Here is a 17,635-nt window from a genome sequence, read left to right on the forward strand (position 1 = left end):
TCACTCATTAAGTACTATCTTAGATTTCAAGCTTTCTTTAAGCGGCTGATCCATCGGCTTTGTTGAAGCAAGTCGTCCCAGCTCTTTTTGGACAATCTGCGTAGCCTGCGCATTTTTCTTAGTCATTTTCAGCATCAGATTTTTCGTCAGCTTGTCATTGTAAGACCAACACATTTTCTCCGGCTCCCAGCGCATAAGATCATTAGCAAACACTGAATTTCTATCCTCTTCGTAAAAGATTTCTGATATTCGCGCCAGCCGCTTCTTCCCGTTCGGAACACTCTCCAAAATAAACACTAGCTCGCATGATTTCAGCGCAGAGATCAAATGCCCCTTAAGACTCCCGCCAATTCTTGTCGACACAGCAAACGCACCTTGATAAGGAATGTCCTCCGAATCCACAGTGTGGAAGGTTCCGGTAATCCCGTCGTATCCTTTTTCCCCACTCCACAAATAAAATTCCCACTCGTTATAACGCATCTCTGTCATATACAAAATATTCGGGTCATGCCGCAGCGACTCTACTCCCACCTCCATCAGTTCCTCATTCGCAGCTTGAATTGGAATAATCCGATGGCCTTTAATCTGATACGGTAAAATGGATTCCGGATGTTTCTCTATCATCACTACTCCCATGCAGGAGGAAGAGCCAAGCAGTTGCTCACCAACGATCGTATTGGCAAAGGTTGTTTTCCCTGACCCTACAGCACCCGCAATAATGGTATTGCGAAACGTGGACGATAACGCCCGAATGAACTCAACCGCCTCCACAGGGATACATTCCGTACCCGCTTGATCCTCCAAATCCAGAAATTCCACAACCTGTCGCCGCAGTGATATCGTAGTAAAACCCTCCCAGACCCTAGGTGATACCCAAATCGCAAGCCGAATAAATCTACCTGGCCAAAGCGGATCATCCATTTTGAACTCCACCGAAGGATTATCCTTGTTCAGCTTTTTATTGGGATCACTTTTTAGCAAGGAACGCTTCAGCTGCTCGACCCGATCCAGTGAAGGCATCTCATACGGATAAGCTATAAACTCACCTTTATGGCTATAAAAAATTTGCTTCCCAATCATTTGTAATCCGGTTGACTCGCTGTATGCACGATCCGTAAACCAACGATACGCTGGTCCAAAACCCTTCCACTCGTGATACAGGGCCTCTGCCGCCGTTCGGTACGCTTCTGGAACCTTTCCAGTAAAAGGTGTTTTTCGTAAGTACTTCTCAATTTCATTCATAAAAAAGCTAACTGCCTGCGGATCGCCAATTAATGCCTTTGCATTTAGCTCGAAGTAAGCGTCATCCTCACGTTCTAATCCTTCGTTCATCTCGGTCTTCATTTTTTGTAAAAAAGCATAAAAGTCTTCCTTGCCCGGTTTGCTAGTGCGTAACACGCTTTGTTTTAGAGAAAAGAGTGGACGACTCGCGAGAGTTTCAATCATAGAAATATCCCTTTCTTTTTGGCCTCTGGCGCTAATCCCAACGACACCAATAGAGAATGTACCTTATCATCCACATGCTGCAGCTCTTTTTTGCCTAGTGGCAAGCTTTCCTGCAAGGGCTGGTAATACGGTAGCTCCAGCAAGATTTCAGTGCCAAATCTAAGGGCCATATTTTTGGACGAAGATATTTCATCCACATTACTGCGGTTAATGATCAGCTGGAAATCCTGCGGACGCAGATCTATATGCCCCGCAAGCTCGAGTAGAGGTTCTAATCTGTATTCATGTTTAGGATGAGTGACAATCATGCGTAACAACGACTTTTGCATACCGACATACCACGCAGCACTCTCGGGAATTGAACCGAAATCAGCAATAACCACATCCGCATTTGCTCCAGCTCTAGCCAAGAAATATTCGATCTCCTCCTCCAGATAATCCTGTACACTTAAGTAGTCGTAATTTCCCGGTAGATACAAATAGCCATCCTGTCTAATCAATTGTTCGAAATCTTCATCATGAATCATCTTCCCTGTAAGCTTGGGACGCAGTTTGTCTAGACTGATCGTCGCTTTGCGGTCATACCCGGGATCATATAAATCCAAACCAAGTACAAGAACACGTAGACCTGCCGCAGCAATTCGTCTTGCGAACAGCTTCGCCACACTTGTGCAACCAATGCCTGGACCTGAGCCAAAAAAGCCAACCAAATTGCTCCGTTGCTCGCCATCCTCTTCCAGGATAAAACGAACCTTCTCTATCACTGCTGACGAGGTAGAACGAGGAGGAATAAAATATACCCCTAAGCTTTCACATAACATATGCACAGCTTGATAGCCGCGAATTCCCTTTTGCAGATATAAATACAGGATCATAGAGCTTGGATATTTGTGTCGCAACTCGCTAAGCGCTTGAACAGGTACCTGTTCACTAGTAACCATTAACATATGACCTTCGGTATGCGCCGGATCGGGATACACGTTTTGTGTAATTACATTAAATCCCGCGTTTTTGATATCATTAATCGTTAACTGATCTATGCCCAGACTAAATATTTTCAAGGCAATCTCCCCCTACTCTACCCGTACGATCCACAGCTTTTTGCCCTGCTCCAAAAATTGCCCTAGCCTTTGACCCTCACTTTTCTTCAGCTTCAATTCTGGTGTCGCCACTTTGCCAGTAGAAGTGAATCGGTTATTGTTGTTGCCTTTCTCAGAATCCTGCACATCATTATTGTCTTCTGTTCGTACATAGTTCACAGTGACTCCAGATAAAAAGATCTCTTTAGCAGGATCGCTAAGCCAGCTTTGTTCTTTCACCTGTTCCTCGTTTTCTTTTTTACCTGTATTTGAACCAAGCACCTCTCGCTGCTTCTCTCGTTCACCTTCTACAAGATAAATGTCTACCTTATCCCGGCTTCGCAACGAACCATTGATCGCATAGATGGCCTCCTTCGGAATAGGAAATATCCCTTCATCCTGCAAAGGCTCTAAATCACTAATATCCACCAGTGATGCTGTCAAAATACTACCGTTAGTCAGATTCACATTCGTAATTTTATGCTCCACTTGTGCGATTTGCGTGATTACACCAGAGGGTATGTCCTTGGTCTGAACAGAATCCAGATACAAATCACTTGCTTTCAGCTCATAATTTTTAGGTAGAGATTCTCCAGCTCCCACCTTAACTTTGACCACGGTTTGGGAAAGCACGTAGGGCTTGAAATAGAGATCATAACCTAGCAATCCCCCGAATCCAGTAATCAAAATAAGACTTGCGAAGAAATAATTACGTTTTAACAAACGTCCCCGCTGTAACGCCAAACCTTCCACCTCCTTAACTACATGATTTTTGAGAACGACAAAAAGCACCTTGGCATAAATAGCCAAGCTGCTGGTAAAATGCTTTTTTACCGGATAGAGATTTAGTGAACTATTAAATTAAAGGTTTCCGGTGAAAGCTCTTGGGCATAACCGCTTCTTTCACCGGAGAATAACCTTTATTTAAATACTACAGTTTTGTTCTGATGGACGAGAATCCGGTCCTCGATATGCCATTTCACCGCACGAGCCAGAACAACACGCTCAATGGTACGTCCAATCCGCTTCAGTTCAATAACATCATCACTGTGACTAACCCGCTGCACATCCTGTTCAATAATCGGTCCACCGTCTAGTTCTTCAGTAACATAATGAGCGGTTGCCCCGATAATTTTCACTCCGCGTTGGTACGCTTGGGCATATGGGTTGCCGCCAATAAAGGCAGGCAGGAAAGAGTGGTGAATATTAATAATCTGATGGCGATAATGCTCAATAAAGGACGGCGAGATAATTTGCATATACCGTGCCAATATAATCACATCGATATCGTCTCCGATGACCTCTAACTGGCGTTTTTCTGCTTCAGCCTTAGTATCCGCTGTGACTGGAATATGATGAAATGGAATGCCAAATGACTCGACATAAGATTTCATATCCAAATGGTTACTAACGACGAGGGCAATATCGGCATCGAGATCGCCTGCTTGCCACTGCCAGAGCAGTTCAACAAGACAATGGTCTTCTTTAGAGACAAATATGGCAAGTTTCTTCTTATGACGAACATTAAAGATCTTCCAGTCCATCTTAAAACGCTCCGCCACTCCGCCAAATTGAGAGCGAATCTCTTCCAGACGATCGCCTAATTCAGGTAGATCAAACTCGACTCTCATAAAGAACATTCCACCATCTGGATCCATCGTATACTGATCCGACTGCACAATATTTGCGCCATGCTGATACAGAAAGTGTGATACAGCCGCCACAATTCCCGGTCCGTCAGGGCAGGAAATGAGCATACGCGCCCGGTTAGAATAATGTTCGACACCCGACGAATTGTTTCTCTTTACGTGTAATTCCATGACCCTCTTCCCATCCTCTCATCTACATACACAATCTGAAGTATACTTAAGCGTTCATGAGCACTTATTTGCCTGCTAACCAAGCAATCAAGCGATGATTAATAGCTTCCTCGCTTAGTTGCGGGAACAGCTGAGCAGCGACAACTTCATCGTATAGACGCTCTAGCGGTTCACGTGGATCAGCTTTTTTAGCTTTGGCATCATTTTTCAGTAACTCCCAGACATTTAGTACATATTGACGGGAATCGATTTCCTGTTTGGCAAAAAATTCACGTAATGTCTCAACATCCTGCACGAACTCCGGTCCAAAGCGTTCAGCTACGTTACCACGCAGCAAAGCGATCTCTACCTCATACATCGGACGTTGTGTCTTAGCATCTTTACCAATCCATGGGGTCTCCAGAATGAAAGGCAGACCCTCCAGCTTTTCATGGTGTAAGATTTTGTTAATCGTATCAAAGCCAATCCAACCCGAGCCAATTGGAGTGTGACGGTCTTTGCGAGCGCCACATGGATTTTTACTGTCATTAATGTGGATTACACCAAGACGGTTCAATCCGATAGTCTCATCAAATTTGTTGAGAACACCGTCCAAATCATTAACGATATCATAGCCAGCATCATGAATGTGGCAAGTATCAAGACAGACCGATAGACGTTCGTTATGTTCGACCTTAGCAATAATAGAAGCGATTTCTTCGAAGCTGCGGCCGATCTCTGTTCCCTTACCAGCCATAGTTTCTAAAGCGATATGCACTTCCGTTTCGTTCGTGCCTCCAAGCACCTCATTCAGGCCATCTGCAATCCGCTGAATACCATATTCAGCATCTTTATCAGTGAACGCACCTGGATGTAATACAATATGCTTGACCTCAAGTGCATGGGTACGGCGAATTTCCTCTTGCAGAAAATCAACAGCCAGTTGGTACGTATTCTCTTTATAGGAAGCGAGATTAATAATGTACGGTGCATGGACAACAATCTCCTCTACACCATTCTCTTTCATAACCTGCTTCCCTTCGTTGGGATACATGGCATCAATCGGCTTGCGGCGCGTATTCTGCGGCGCTCCTGTATATATCATAAACGAGCTGGAACCATACTCATTTGCTTCATTTGCTGCGGTCAAAAGACCCTTGTCCGAGCAAGACACGTGTGAACCTATTTTCAGCATACTTCTTCCCTCTTTCCTTCACGAATTACCCCCTATTCTACCGTGATCGGAAAAATAAATCTAGACGAGGCCAATATGCCGGGTTCTGCTTCGCAAAACTTTGGAAATAAGCTATACTTTAATATGAGAATAATTCGTGTGAGAATCCTCATTGCCAAAAGGTGGTGTATGCATGTTTATCCAATCAGGACTTGGTTTATTATCCACACCGAGCAATTGGTTTATGAACTCTATCGCTTTCTGGACATTTATGCTGCTTGGTTCCATGTGTATCGGCGGTTTTTTTATGTTCCGCAAATTCCTAAAGGTCCTGCCCAAAGCTGATGGAAAGTCAAAGCTAGACTGGCAAAATTACTGGGTGGAACGCAGCCGCCCGCTCTGGAGTGACGAAACAAAAGCCTTTTTGGACCAGCTTGTTCAACCTGTACCTGGGCCATTTCGTGATATTGCGAAGCATTCTATTGCTGCCGAGATCGGAAAGATCGCCGTCGAGAGCAATGCAAAAGAAGTTACTCGCGATCACTGCATTAAAGGTTACATAGTTGCCACACCCCGGCGCGATAACCGTTTTCTTGTCAATTTTCTCGAAAAGAATAAAATCGATTACTCTGCTTACCAGCATTTGTTTAAGTAATTTTTAATGAATTGTACGATTTAGAACGGAGGCCCTCCTTTGAAATATGTGATATGTGGCGGCACCGGTTTTATAGGTAGCGAACTAGCAAAATACTGGTTGCAAGCAGGTAATGAAGTTGCTATTGTAGGTCGGAATTTACCAAAAGACGCAACAACAATTCATCATAAGCTGAGTTACCACACCTGGGACAGTCTAAGTTCTAATCCCGCTCCAGTGGAAAATGCAGCTGCCCTAATTAATCTCGCCGGAGCTTCCCTTAGCCAGCGCTGGAGTCCAAGTGGCAAAAAAGCGATTATGCAGTCCCGACTTGCAACCGTTTCCGCAGCAGCTAAGTTAGTAGATCAAATGAAGCAAAAGCCTTCCGTAATCATTCAGGCTTCCGCCGTGGCGATTTACGGTACCTCTTTAGAGGATACTTTTAGTGAGTCCTCACCAGCCCAGGTCATGGATTTCCCTTCAGAAGTAGTTAAGACATGGGAAGAGGCTTCAGATGAAACCTACCATGGTATCCGCGTGGTCAAGCTGCGTACCGGAGTTGTGCTCGGCAATGAGAGCGGAGCATTCCCCAAAATGAAGCTTCCTTATTTATTAGGTTTTGGCGGTAACATTGGCTCCGGAAAGCAGTGGGTCTCTTGGATTCATCTGACGGATATCGTCCGTCTAATTGATTTCTGTACGCAAAATCCCACGATTAACGGACCTGTTAATGCGACTGCTCCACATCCGGTAACGAACGAAGAGTTCGGCAGAACGATTGGCAAAGTCTACAAACGGCCGCACTGGTTCCCTTTGCTAGCCTTCCTGTTAAAAACAGCAGTCGGAGAATTATCCGAAATCTTACTCAAAGGTCAGCGCGTCCTGCCCGCAGCGGCATTAAATCATGGCTTTGACTTTACCTTCCCTACACTTCAAGTCGCTTTAGAAGATTTGAAAAAACAAAAATTGTAGAGCCACATTCATCGTTAGAACTCACCTTCATACTGTATGGAATGTGTAGCTTCCTTTTATAATTTTAAATGTGGTCCCCTCTGTTAGTGGATACTCTTTATACGGGACCATGGCTTCACCTTGAAAAAGCGTTCCATTTCTGGAGTCAAGATCCTTCAGAATATATCCGCTGGTGCTTCTAGATATCTCAGCGTGTACTCTAGAGGCTCCTTCTGATCTTTCCACATATTGAGCCACCTCTGCCGATCGGCCGATAATGAAGCTAGTTCGATTTAACTCGATCATTTCCACCTCTTCACCCTCCTCACCGCTTCTTTGGAGATAAGGAAGACTCGGATCCAGCTTTTCGATTTGTCGTCCTTGCTCAGGCGTTTTCTCCCGTGATAATAAAGTTGTTGGTGCTATGGCTTCTGGTGCTTTAACAGAACAATGTTCCTCTGCTAGTGATTCATGACGGGTTGCCGGAACGTTAGCTGCTGAATCTGAGGATTGCGGAGTTACCTTTGGAATTGTTGCTGGAGGACGCATAGAAGCCACAGGGTTCCTGCCAAAATTCCACTCCAATTCTTTTCGACTCGGATTACAGTTAGTATCTTCAGAATCCTCACTCAGACTATCCTCATCTTCTTTACCAACCTTCAGCCTTCCGCTCCAAACCATCCAGCTTAAAACAGCCAATACAATCGTCACAACTCCACAGACGGCAAGCCATAACGGCTTTGGGCTATCCAAATATAGAAACTTCCACAGGAGTGCATCGCCTAATAGACACCCTAACGCTATATAGGTTCTTGAGCTTGAGGCTTGTGGATTCATTACCTGCTCATCCTCCAAGCCTAGAGACACGCTCTCCTCCTCTTTTATCTTAAGATTAGGATAGCTGCTGATCCAAGGAGTAGCAGTCGCTTGTAACTCCAATTCCTTAGCTTCGCGGTGCTCATATGTTTTTCTTAATGGCAGAGCTGCCTCTTTCACTAGATATTCCTTTACACATTCATGAACCGGTCTTTCTGGTGTAACGGGCTCTCTTTCTGTCAGTAATTCTGATAAAAGAATCTTTAAGCCAGCTGGAGTAAATCCCTCTTCACTGCAATATTGCAGCAACCTTTGCACACCACTGCCAGTAAGCTCTGTGATAGATGCCATTAACACCATGATTAGCGACTTGAGTGACTCACCAAGCTTTGAACTAGACTTATTCTCCTGAATGGGTATGTAGGTCAGGTATACTTTACCGCTCTGTAACGACCCTTCAATAAAAATGTAATCTGCATGCAAAGCATACTGTTCCGCCCGCAGCATATATAACCTGCCATCTTCCATGCCTTGGGCAATTTGCAGCAATAACCCGAAAAACGAGTTCATACTTAGCTTCTCTCCTTTGAGTAGATGACTAAGCATTTTTTTGCGTAAAACAGCGTATTCCATAGTAACCTTCATATCTATTTCTCTAAGTAGCAGCCTCAAATGATGAGGAATGTCGGTGTTCATCAGCATGCGCGCCTGAATCAAATTAAGCTTCTCCGCAGCTATTCCTTCGGGTTCACCAAGGATCATATATATACCATCCTGTTGTATAAAATCACGGGTTAATCCGAACAACAAACATCACCTCCCGAACTAAAAGTATAGATAAGCGCATATGGAACCAGGGATTACTGCCAGCATGAAGGGAAATTTCAACAGTTCACTATCGTTATTTTTTAATAGAAACGGGCTTTTCCATAAAATAAATCCGGAAATTCTACTGATGATCTTACGCGAACGACTGACCGCCTCCCGTCTCTTTAAAACAATTAGCCAGCCTATTAAAGCTCCAAATAGTACGGAGTACATCACGACTTGCAGTGTAAAAAACATCCCTGTCCACGCGCCGATTCCAGCAAAAAGCTTAACATCCCCCGCGCCAACCGCCCCTATTAAATGCATGATCAGAAGGACTGCAAATCCTACAGCAGCTCCCCCGAAAGCCCTCAGCAGTCCATGCCAGCTATTTATCACTCCTTGTGCAAGCAGACCGGTGAGCAAGCCTGACAAGGTGATCCAGTTTGGTATTCTCATCGACTTTAAATCTGTAATAAGTGCCGCTGCTAAAAACGGTAGACATCCCCAAAATGCCCACTCTGCCATTCATTACACTCCTTTTTTCACCCTTTCATTTCACTACTGTAAACATAACCTCAACAGATCTACCGTCATCCAGTTGTATAACAAACGGCCACGAGCCCGGTGTGGTATTTACACCAATTTTCCATTCCCACTCGATATATCCATCTGTATCCGCTTGTTTCCAGCCTAAATATTTGGCAGTACTGCCCCCGCTCTTATAAAAGACTGACAAGCTGGCAGAAGCATTCGGCGGTATTCTGGCACGAACCTTGCCTTGCTTATTCGCTACAGCCGGGTTCGGCTTTTCTAAGATTTCAATGAATTCTTCTGGTTGGCCAGTACCGTTCCCCTCCTTGGCTGTGCCTTCTCCCGTATCCCCGATCCAGAGACGTTCAACAGCACTTGCTTCTAAAACAATACTTTGGTTTAGAAAGGGGACCTTCATCGGCAGCTTATAACTAACCACTAGTCCAAGGTAGGGACGAGTACCCTCTTTTAGCTCCGGCACCATAACATTGGATACATGAATTCGCTCATAATCCAGTAAATCTGATGTCAGGTATGGTTTCAATAAAGGTTTGATCGCAAGATCAAGTACACTTTCACTAGTCTCTGCCTGAAGCTTCTGCAACGGTCCCTCACCACTTTCTAAAGCTGACATAACCCACTCATTTAACGGCTTGGGTAAAGACTCAGCATAACTATTGCCCCAATCAGTAAGTGACAAGCAAGGAATATTCCATTTCAGGCCAGCAGAATGATCACTGTCACCCCCTCCTGAATCATCACTTACTTCGCTTGATGTTCCCCATTTCTGCACCGCCAAAGCCGCAGGATACATATGAGTTGAAAGAGACTTTACAGTGTCTGATGCTGTACTTTGCAAAGCTGTCGAATACAAGGTCATCTGTACGATAGAAATCAGGAACAGGACGAATAACAGGAAGAACGGAAGAACCATCGCCGCTTCTACTACCATGCTACCTTCTTCCTTGTCCTCCCCTCTGATTCCATGCCCATCCCCCATCTCCTTACCAACCTCCCGCTAATAAGAATAATCAGCTTTTACTGCCCTCAGATACTTATTCCCTTGTACATCTCCCGGAAAACTAGAAGTATAATTCAACATTTTAACTACACCTGGCAGAAACCATAACTGCATTTGGAGCTTAATTTCCGATGATACATAGGTGTTTCTTTCCTCTGGATTTATTCCTGTGTTCAGTTGAATCAGAGCCAGCATCCGCGATAGCTGCACTTCCCCGCCTCCATGCATTATCATGAACAGTCGCAGATGATCACGGTAAGTCAGCTGTGCCGGCACATATTTGGATAAAGGAATCGCATCCTTCTCACAAAGCTGCAACATATCCTGAATGGCATGCTGGATTCCATACAACAGTGCCGCCGCTAGAACAGCCAGTGGATTTCCCAAGGTTGCCTTCTCTATAAATCCTTCCATCGTACGAATGGACAACCTCATCGCGAATATTTCGGCATAGGCAGCAGCCACATTCCCTGCGGGATTATGAAATCCGTATAAAATGTATTCCAGCTCCTGAGCGCGAGGATCAAGCTGATCTGTGAGCTCACTAGTGTCTTCCAGAGAATTCAGTGCCAGACTAGCTAACTTTGAAACATCAAAATGCTGAAAATAAAGAGCGGAATACTCCGTTTGAAAAAGCCTGTCTCTAGCGCCCCCCATAATGCCACTCATTGCTGCATAAATCCCGTCAATATCCTTCATCGCCGAGCTTCCAGCAGCATAGGGATTTGAGGATATTCCAGATTTATCAGAGGATTGAGACTCCAACCCGTTGTTAAATGAAACATTGTCCTCATAAAATTGATGAAGGATTTGATAACGTTCCATAGAAGCTGCCGCTCCGCTACCTAGCATCCTAATTTTGTCCAGCAGTGCTCTAACCTCGCCCAGCTTGGATTTGGCTTCCCACTCTACTTGCTTACGTGCTTTATCTGAGCTGCGATGCTGTTCAAGAAATGCCAAATCACTAGCGATAACACTTCCCTTCTTACCGTATTTTTTATAATAGTTGCCCACTACATGCGAAGCCCCTAGAACAGAGGAAATCATTTGGTAGGAATCGCCGTTGACTCCCAAAGCTTCATGCAACACTCCTGATAATCCTGTTACCGTCGGTTCAATAGACTCGTACGCACTTTGCTGCTTAAATAAACTATTCTCCATACTACTAATGTCAGCCGAAGAGAGGATTAAGGCATCCTCCTGTTCATGCAGCTTTTTAAGTGGCTCAGCGCTTATTTCCCCGGAATTTCCCGGAATATCCCAGTCCTTAGCAGGATCGTCTGCCAGATTTGCGCCACTTATTCGGGAAGTTGCCAAAACATCTCTCATCTCGTCATTCAATTGCTGCGCCTTGTTTAATGCATCCTTCGCTTCCTCCATTGAATGTCCATGTTCTTCACGAAAGGTTGTTAATAAGGCTGGGAGCCGCGACAACATCTCTGAAGTTCGGCTCTGATAAAGCGCCAACTGATAAGTGTACTTTGCAGGCTTTTTACTATCGCGATACAGATCGTCGTAATATTTCCCAAGATAGTCGCTATACTGTGCAGGTATATCTGCGGCTGCTTGCATGTTTCCGAGAGAATGGGCCAAGATAGAATCTCCGGGCGGATTCATAATCCATAGCAGCACTCTTCTTCCACTCTCCGCTGCCTGACTTCTCCGCTCTATCATTAGATCCAAATTCTCTTCACGTTCATCATATAAAGGTTGCAGCTTACTAAGTAATTCGGTAGCTCTTGAGGCCTCTGCCATTACGCACGACAACGGCTTAAATTTAGCTGCCAGCTCCAAGGCGAAATCTACCGGAGCCTTATACTTCATTTCTTCCAGTATTTGATGCCGAAAAACATCATAACTTCCCAGCGGCCGGCTCCATTCCAAAGAGGAGGACTCCAGTGCAAAGGGTAAGAGATTGAACGTATCCCCCCGCCCACTTTTATGCAAATTTTCATTGAGCACTTTGGACAGCAGCATATCACCATCACTATCACCGAATGCAAATAAACCGTATCTCTCACGCAATTCAACATGATATGAAGACATAACAGAGCGGACACTGGCTCTCGCTAATCGTTCCTCCTGAACGTTGAACGCAGCGATTCGCGCATAATCAATCAGCACAGCAGTAAATAGAAAGACGAAAGCCAGCACCATGATTAGGAAAATTGTAACTGAGCCTTCTGTTTTGTCCTTAGCAGGACAACCCGTAATTATACTTTTCATTAAAACCCCCTCCCTTGAGCAGAGATTTTACTTATCCTGAAGCTTGGTCAGCATAGCAGAAGCATCCTTCTTATCCATGTAAACTGCAGATTCACTGCCCTCAGAGCCACCTTTAAATTTAGCTCCAAAATAACGCATCAAATCGACCGTGCGAATAAACTCAACAGGCTCGACAATGATAGACAGGGCTTTAACAGTTGGGTTAGCCTCATCCGCTAGAACACTATCAAGCACAGGTAAGCTCAGCAGACGATTTAACTCAGCATTTACTCTCCGTCCTGTAAGGTTGTGAGTATAACGCATAGTTCCTGGCATATTGTCGGGAATCATAGTTGACGAATGGCCCAGTTTAAGCACTGGCAAATCACTCTTCTCTGATACTTCACCAGGCAACTCTATTGTCACGCCAGCACTGCCAGCTTCTCCACCGAATAATGAGGTTAGCAAGGCATCATCCCCAATTCTCCAATAAAGGGAGTCATACTCACCAGCCATGTAAGAACCAGAGACCTCTTTGTGACTGTTGTCCCAGTTGTACGCCGCCCGTTCAGTAGCTCCTGAAGCCACCTGCAACAGCATGGACTTCTGATAGCTATACAAGCAAAAAAACAAAAGAAGCATTGTAATAAACATGACGATCGGCAACAGAAGTGAAGCTTCAATGGTAAAGCTGCCTTGATCCCCCTTAAGCTTGTTCAATCGAATACTTCCTGGCTCTTTTCACCCGCCGTTTTAATTAAGGCTTCTACTACCTCTTGAATTTTGTCCTTAAACAAAAGAACAACCGCAATCAACACAGCAATAATCAAAATCATCTCCAAAGTTCCCAAACCTTCCTCGTCTTTCCAAAAGTTACTCATACTGTCCAACATTGTTGATACCATCAGCTTCAGCCTCCTACATTTTTAACATCAAAAATGCTGGCGTTCCCACCAGTACAATTACTATTAAAAAGATAACTACCATCGGAAAAACTAATTTAGAGGATGCTTGCTCTCCGCGCGTCCGGCTAAGTGCCTTTCGTTTATCCCACAACATCCGCGACAGATCACGTAGCGATAGCACAAAATCCGCTCCACCTCTGCGATAATTCAGCAAAACTGTCGTTGTGAATACCGATACCTCCTGTACAGCGCATCTCTTGCTAAAATTTTCAAACGCCTGTTGGAAAGAATATCCGCCCTCCCATTCACTAGTCATAGTCATTAGCTCCTTATACAGAGGATGATTCGTATCCCCCCGGTGGCTTTCCACACAGCGAATAATAGCTCGTTGCACGGTCTCTCCTGCGCCAACCAACAACACAATACTGTTCAGCAGCTCTGGCAATTCGAGCATAATATTCTGCTCCCTAACTCTCACCTTTTTGTGCAGATCACTGACCATAGCGGTTGGTAGAGCAATTGCCAAAAATACACCCAATATCATACCTGCCTGTTCGCCATTAAATGCTGTAATCAAGCTTCCACCTACAAGTAACAACCAGCTGTAACTTAGCATCTCACCCATGAACAGCAGGGTCCGCTCTGCGCTATAACGCATCCCATAACTGCGCTGTAGAGAACGCTGAATTCTGAACAACAGTGAGGGAAACCGACTGGCGATACCACTCTTCTCAATAAGCAGTAATAAAGGTTCGCCTAACTTCCGAAGCCGTAATCCTTCCATAGGAAGACTGCGTAACGCGACATATCTGTTGCCACATTGAATTCGCAGTAGAACCCAGACTATGAGCAAAATAACAGTAACCACCGCACATAGCCAGCGCATGATTTCACCCCCTTCACAGTGGAATGTCCATTATTTTAGTAGTCCAGAGATAACATAGAAATAAAGCAACAAGCGCTAATGTCGATATGGCTATACCCGCTCCTGTATACATTGGCTTCATATAATCTCCAGCCGTCAAACTCATAAACATCACCATGATCAGCGGAGATATCAGCAGTGCCTTAGCCTCAAATTTCTTCTGAGCAATACTTACAGCAATATCCTGCTGAATATCCAGCTTCTCACCGATAATCGTTGATGTACGGCGCACCACTTCTACAAGATCACCACCAGTACGTTTACAGACCGAGAACACATCCGCGAATCGCTCGATGTCCTCCATTCCCGCTCTTTCACTAAAGTTCCGCAGCGCTTCTTCCACAGGCTGTCCATATTCCATGCGTGCACAGATAATGTTTAACTCGGAAATCATAACACTGCTTCCCTCCGGATCGAGCATACGTAAATCCTGAACCGCCTCTCGGAATGCATTCTCCACCGAACGCCCAGCTGAAAGGGAGGAAGACAGCGAAAATAACGTCTGCTTAAATTGTAAATTCAGTGCATTTCGGCGTCTTTTCAGTAGATAGTTACGCAGCATATGCGGGGCATAAGCTCCCCCCGGCATAAGCAGCAACGACAGCAGCCAATGATGATAAAAAAGATATCCAATTCCATACATCAGCAGTCCACCTGCAGTAAGGGTCAGAATCCTCTGCAGCAAGGTCAATTCGTATACCTTATAATCTGGCAATAACGAAGGACCGTCAGGATCCGCTTCTACAGGCTTTGCAGCAACAAATTTAAACTTAAGCATGATCTCCCCCCTTCTGGAATTTTGAATCTCTATTGAGCCAATGGATAGGAGGTTACACCAGCCATCCTAAGCTTCGTTGTATGCAACAATGGGTTACCACAGGGAAGCAGCCCCCCTTGCACCCTTCCCTCTCGTTCACCAGCTTCTTGAAATTCATATAAGGGATTCAAGATCACTTCCCCGTCTTTCAACCCCGCAACCTCACTGATCTCCATCACCCGCCTGGAACGATCACGGAGACGGGATAAGTGTACAAAGATATCAATTGCCGATGAGATTTGCTGGCGAACAACAGCTACCGGAAGCTCCGCAGCACTCAGCACCATCGTCTCCAGTCGACTGACCATATCGTGTGCGCTGTTACTATGGCCCGAAGACAAGCTTCCATCGTGTCCGGTGTTCATAGCCTGCAGCATATCGAGACATTCCGCTCCCCGTACCTCCCCCACAACAATCCGGTTTGGGCGCATTCGCAGGGAAGAACGAATTAAATCTCGGATGGAAATCTCCCCTCTACCTTCCGTGTTAGCATTCCTGGTCTCCAGTGAAACAAGGTTCGGCACGGTTACAATCTGCAGTTCAGCCGAATCCTCTATCGTAATGACCCTCTCCTGTGGGGGGATATACTGAGATAACGCATTAAGAAAAGTAGTCTTCCCAGAGCCGGTCCCGCCACTAATGAAAATATTGTATTTAGCAGCCACTAAAATTTGCAGCAGCTCTGCGGCTTCCAAGCTTAAGGCTTCACGACGAACTAAATCCTGCATCGTCATCGGTGTTTCAGGAAATTTACGAATAGTCATCGCTGGGCCTTTCAGAGCTACTGGCGGAAGCACGATATTTACACGCGATCCGTCTTTTAGCCGAGCGTCAACGATAGGAGAAGAGTCATTTACAACCCGGTTCACACCGGATACAACCGTCTGGATAATATCCTCCAACCTGCTGCTGGACTCAAATTCCAAATGGAGACGACGAATCTGGCCCTCCTCTTCTACAAAAATCTCAGTATGGCTGTTAATCATAATCTCAGTGATCGCCGGATTATCCACTAATGGCTGGAGCACATCCAATCCTCGAAAAGAATCGAACAATCTCTTCACGAGCTCATGTTTCTCCTGTGCTGTTAAATATCGCAGATTTTCGTTGTCCAAAATTGTCCTTTCAATATATTGGGTGAGTTCACGATTCCCAACTGCAGAAGTAACATCTAATCCTGCCCGGATATCACTGCGAAGTGCCTTAAACATTTCCTCATTCATGTAAACCCTTACCAGTGAATACTTGCGGAAGCGACGGTTCTATAATTTGCTTGCACAGCTGTAAGATCTCCTTTTGAAATTGTGGTGAGTTCAGAAAAAGTTCCTCACGGTGCTGCAGCGTCCAAGATGGGATATAAGGAAGTACACCTTCAACGGTAATTCCTTCCGGAGGTGCCCACACCTCCAAACCATCTGCGGCAAAATTCACGGCAAATCTACTTTTGTCCATCACTTGGGTGGGCATACCAGAATTAGGAGCATTGCAATGGGATAGCCATCTCATGGTCTTATGAATGCTTACCTCGTCATTTCTAACTACCCACAATAGAATTCCGCATTTATGTAACACAGCTTTGGCACGTTCTTCTTCAATACTGCCGGTATCTATTATAACTACGTCAAAATTTCTTTCCGCAACCAACAGCGCCAACAAATCTAGCGTATCCTGCGTAGTCATCTGCAGCATTTCTTTTACATTAATAATTGGCCTAAAAGCAGCACTTCGAAGGTGATCATACCTAATCACGTATTGTCCCAAATCAATCGCATCGGCTCCGCCCTTATCCCGGCTGGCTTTGATTTCATAAAGGAGCCGCTCTAGTCCAGGCGTATTTCCTGCAGGGGGCCGTAAAAATAATCCACTGCTGTCCACACTTTCAAGATTCAAATAAAAGACCGAAAGCCCCAATTCACCTAGCTGCTTAGCCATATTCATAGCTACTGTAGTTTTGCCCGTATTCCCGCTTGAGGAGACGATACCGAGCAGCAGCGTTTCATCTAATACAGAGGAACCTCTAGCTCGTTTCACTTCACATAGTTGAATAAATGCTCCCAGCAGAGAAGGCAGTGCCTGATATTTCGCAATCATGATGCCTCCAGCCAAGCTTTTAGAACTCCTGCTAAGATAAGCTCCCTCCTCACTTAAAACTGCCCAAGGCACCTTATTTCTTCCCTCCACAAGCCAAGCATCGATAAAAGTAACGTCACCTACAACAGCATCGGGCATATCCTCTCCCCTCATAAATTCGATAAAAGCATCCAGCCGACTAAAAGCCGTGATTCGCAGCATTTCTCCATACTCACTATGATGAAGATAGTGTAGCAATGGTTCGATATATTGACTTTCACGCACTGCGAGTACAATCCTTGCCGCCATAAAACCTCTCTCCTTTCGCAAGAAATTTATAAATATTGTCAAAAAAAAGACAGCAAAAAAGCACCGACAATAACCGTGGATACGGTACATTGAACGGTGCTTCCGTTACTATCCCTTTAATTTACAGCTATAGTAGCATATAT

At 45.0% G+C, this 17,635-nt stretch carries 17 protein-coding genes; 2 read left to right on the forward strand and 15 right to left on the reverse strand.

Features of this window, described 5'->3' with window-relative positions:
• The 5 genes from MHH60_RS17435 to MHH60_RS17455 all read right to left on the reverse strand — a co-directional run bounded on the left by MHH60_RS17435 (position 1) and on the right by MHH60_RS17455 (position 5,519).
• Entirely contained in the window at positions 1-1,446 is a 1,446-nt protein-coding gene (locus tag MHH60_RS17435; protein WP_076137575.1) for an ATPase, T2SS/T4P/T4SS family, read from the reverse strand.
• Positions 1,443-2,507 carry a hypothetical protein gene (locus MHH60_RS17440; protein ID WP_076137576.1) on the reverse strand — a complete coding sequence of 355 codons (1,065 nt, stop codon included), beginning with the start codon at positions 2,505-2,507 and terminating at the stop codon, positions 1,443-1,445. Before MHH60_RS17440 ends, MHH60_RS17435 begins: the two co-directional genes overlap by 4 nt.
• A 12-nt stretch (positions 2,508-2,519) precedes the next feature.
• The gene (locus MHH60_RS17445) at positions 2,520-3,269 is read right to left on the reverse strand and encodes an SAF domain-containing protein (protein ID WP_076137578.1); all 750 of its coding nucleotides are present in this window, start codon (positions 3,267-3,269) and stop codon (positions 2,520-2,522) included.
• Positions 3,270-3,445: 176 nt separating this feature from the next.
• Entirely contained in the window at positions 3,446-4,345 is a 900-nt protein-coding gene (gene purU / locus MHH60_RS17450) for a formyltetrahydrofolate deformylase (protein ID WP_036681703.1), read from the reverse strand.
• 64 nt (positions 4,346-4,409) lie between these two features.
• Complete coding sequence (locus tag MHH60_RS17455; protein WP_076137580.1) at positions 4,410-5,519, reverse strand: deoxyribonuclease IV; 1,110 nt, start codon at positions 5,517-5,519, stop codon at positions 4,410-4,412.
• A 172-nt stretch (positions 5,520-5,691) separates the two neighbouring features.
• Here MHH60_RS17455 and MHH60_RS17460 point away from each other — a divergent pair, with 172 nt between their 5' ends.
• Positions 5,692-6,153: a DUF2621 domain-containing protein gene (locus MHH60_RS17460; RefSeq protein WP_036681700.1), complete on the forward strand. Its 462-nt coding sequence runs from the start codon at positions 5,692-5,694 to the stop codon at positions 6,151-6,153.
• Between the two features lie 48 nt (positions 6,154-6,201).
• The gene (locus tag MHH60_RS17465) at positions 6,202-7,104 is read left to right on the forward strand and encodes a TIGR01777 family oxidoreductase (RefSeq protein WP_305953779.1); all 903 of its coding nucleotides are present in this window, start codon (positions 6,202-6,204) and stop codon (positions 7,102-7,104) included.
• A 27-nt stretch (positions 7,105-7,131) separates the two neighbouring features.
• Here the strand turns inward: MHH60_RS17465 and MHH60_RS17470 are convergent, their stop codons facing one another.
• The 10 genes from MHH60_RS17470 to MHH60_RS17515 are packed head-to-tail and all read right to left on the reverse strand — an operon-like array spanning position 7,132 to position 17,492.
• Complete coding sequence (locus tag MHH60_RS17470) at positions 7,132-8,706, reverse strand: DUF6382 domain-containing protein (RefSeq protein ID WP_076137584.1); 1,575 nt, start codon at positions 8,704-8,706, stop codon at positions 7,132-7,134.
• 18 nt (positions 8,707-8,724) lie between these two features.
• Complete coding sequence (locus MHH60_RS17475; protein WP_076137586.1) at positions 8,725-9,234, reverse strand: A24 family peptidase; 510 nt, start codon at positions 9,232-9,234, stop codon at positions 8,725-8,727.
• A gap of 25 nt (positions 9,235-9,259) precedes the next feature.
• On the reverse strand, positions 9,260-10,240 hold the full coding sequence (locus MHH60_RS17480) for a TadE/TadG family type IV pilus assembly protein (RefSeq protein ID WP_076137588.1): 981 nt from the start codon (positions 10,238-10,240) through the stop codon (positions 9,260-9,262).
• Between the two features lie 18 nt (positions 10,241-10,258).
• Positions 10,259-12,487 carry a hypothetical protein gene (locus tag MHH60_RS17485; RefSeq protein WP_076137590.1) on the reverse strand — a complete coding sequence of 743 codons (2,229 nt, stop codon included), beginning with the start codon at positions 12,485-12,487 and terminating at the stop codon, positions 10,259-10,261.
• A 27-nt stretch (positions 12,488-12,514) separates the two neighbouring features.
• A complete protein-coding gene (locus MHH60_RS17490) occupies positions 12,515-13,186 on the reverse strand; it encodes a TadE family protein (protein WP_232061170.1) in 672 nt (223 codons plus the stop codon).
• Complete coding sequence (locus tag MHH60_RS17495) at positions 13,183-13,371, reverse strand: Flp1 family type IVb pilin (protein ID WP_076137593.1); 189 nt, start codon at positions 13,369-13,371, stop codon at positions 13,183-13,185. Before MHH60_RS17495 ends, MHH60_RS17490 begins: the two co-directional genes overlap by 4 nt.
• A 13-nt stretch (positions 13,372-13,384) precedes the next feature.
• Positions 13,385-14,260, reverse strand: coding sequence for a type II secretion system F family protein (locus tag MHH60_RS17500; RefSeq protein ID WP_076137595.1), 876 nt, complete (start codon positions 14,258-14,260; stop codon positions 13,385-13,387).
• A gap of 10 nt (positions 14,261-14,270) precedes the next feature.
• Entirely contained in the window at positions 14,271-15,074 is an 804-nt protein-coding gene (locus MHH60_RS17505; protein WP_076137597.1) for a type II secretion system F family protein, read from the reverse strand.
• 29 nt (positions 15,075-15,103) lie between these two features.
• Complete coding sequence (locus MHH60_RS17510; RefSeq protein WP_076137599.1) at positions 15,104-16,336, reverse strand: CpaF family protein; 1,233 nt, start codon at positions 16,334-16,336, stop codon at positions 15,104-15,106.
• Positions 16,329-17,492, reverse strand: a complete 1,164-nt coding sequence (locus MHH60_RS17515) for a hypothetical protein (protein WP_076137600.1) — start codon at positions 17,490-17,492, stop codon at positions 16,329-16,331. Before MHH60_RS17515 ends, MHH60_RS17510 begins: the two co-directional genes overlap by 8 nt.
• Positions 17,493-17,635: the final 143 nt, after the last annotated feature.

The organism is Paenibacillus sp. FSL H7-0716 (genome assembly GCF_038002705.1).
Lineage (GTDB): Bacteria > Bacillota > Bacilli > Paenibacillales > Paenibacillaceae > Paenibacillus_AQ > Paenibacillus_AQ odorifer.

Excerpts from the sequence above, each read along its gene's own strand:
- MHH60_RS17435 (WP_076137575.1), bottom strand. The coding sequence starts at position 1,446 with ATGATTGAAACTCTCGCGAGTCGTCCACTCTTTTCTCTAAAACAAAGC.
- purU (WP_036681703.1), bottom strand. The coding sequence starts at position 4,345 with ATGGAATTACACGTAAAGAGAAACAATTCGTCGGGTGTCGAACATTAT.
- MHH60_RS17455 (WP_076137580.1), bottom strand. The coding sequence starts at position 5,519 with ATGCTGAAAATAGGTTCACACGTGTCTTGCTCGGACAAGGGTCTTTTG.
- MHH60_RS17460 (WP_036681700.1), top strand. The coding sequence starts at position 5,692 with ATGTTTATCCAATCAGGACTTGGTTTATTATCCACACCGAGCAATTGG.
- MHH60_RS17475 (WP_076137586.1), bottom strand. The coding sequence starts at position 9,234 with ATGGCAGAGTGGGCATTTTGGGGATGTCTACCGTTTTTAGCAGCGGCA.
- MHH60_RS17480 (WP_076137588.1), bottom strand. The coding sequence starts at position 10,240 with ATGGGGGATGGGCATGGAATCAGAGGGGAGGACAAGGAAGAAGGTAGC.
- MHH60_RS17485 (WP_076137590.1), bottom strand. The coding sequence starts at position 12,487 with ATGAAAAGTATAATTACGGGTTGTCCTGCTAAGGACAAAACAGAAGGC.
- MHH60_RS17495 (WP_076137593.1), bottom strand. The coding sequence starts at position 13,371 with ATGGTATCAACAATGTTGGACAGTATGAGTAACTTTTGGAAAGACGAG.
- MHH60_RS17505 (WP_076137597.1), bottom strand. The coding sequence starts at position 15,074 with ATGCTTAAGTTTAAATTTGTTGCTGCAAAGCCTGTAGAAGCGGATCCT.
- MHH60_RS17510 (WP_076137599.1), bottom strand. The coding sequence starts at position 16,336 with ATGAATGAGGAAATGTTTAAGGCACTTCGCAGTGATATCCGGGCAGGA.
- MHH60_RS17515 (WP_076137600.1), bottom strand. The coding sequence starts at position 17,492 with ATGGCGGCAAGGATTGTACTCGCAGTGCGTGAAAGTCAATATATCGAA.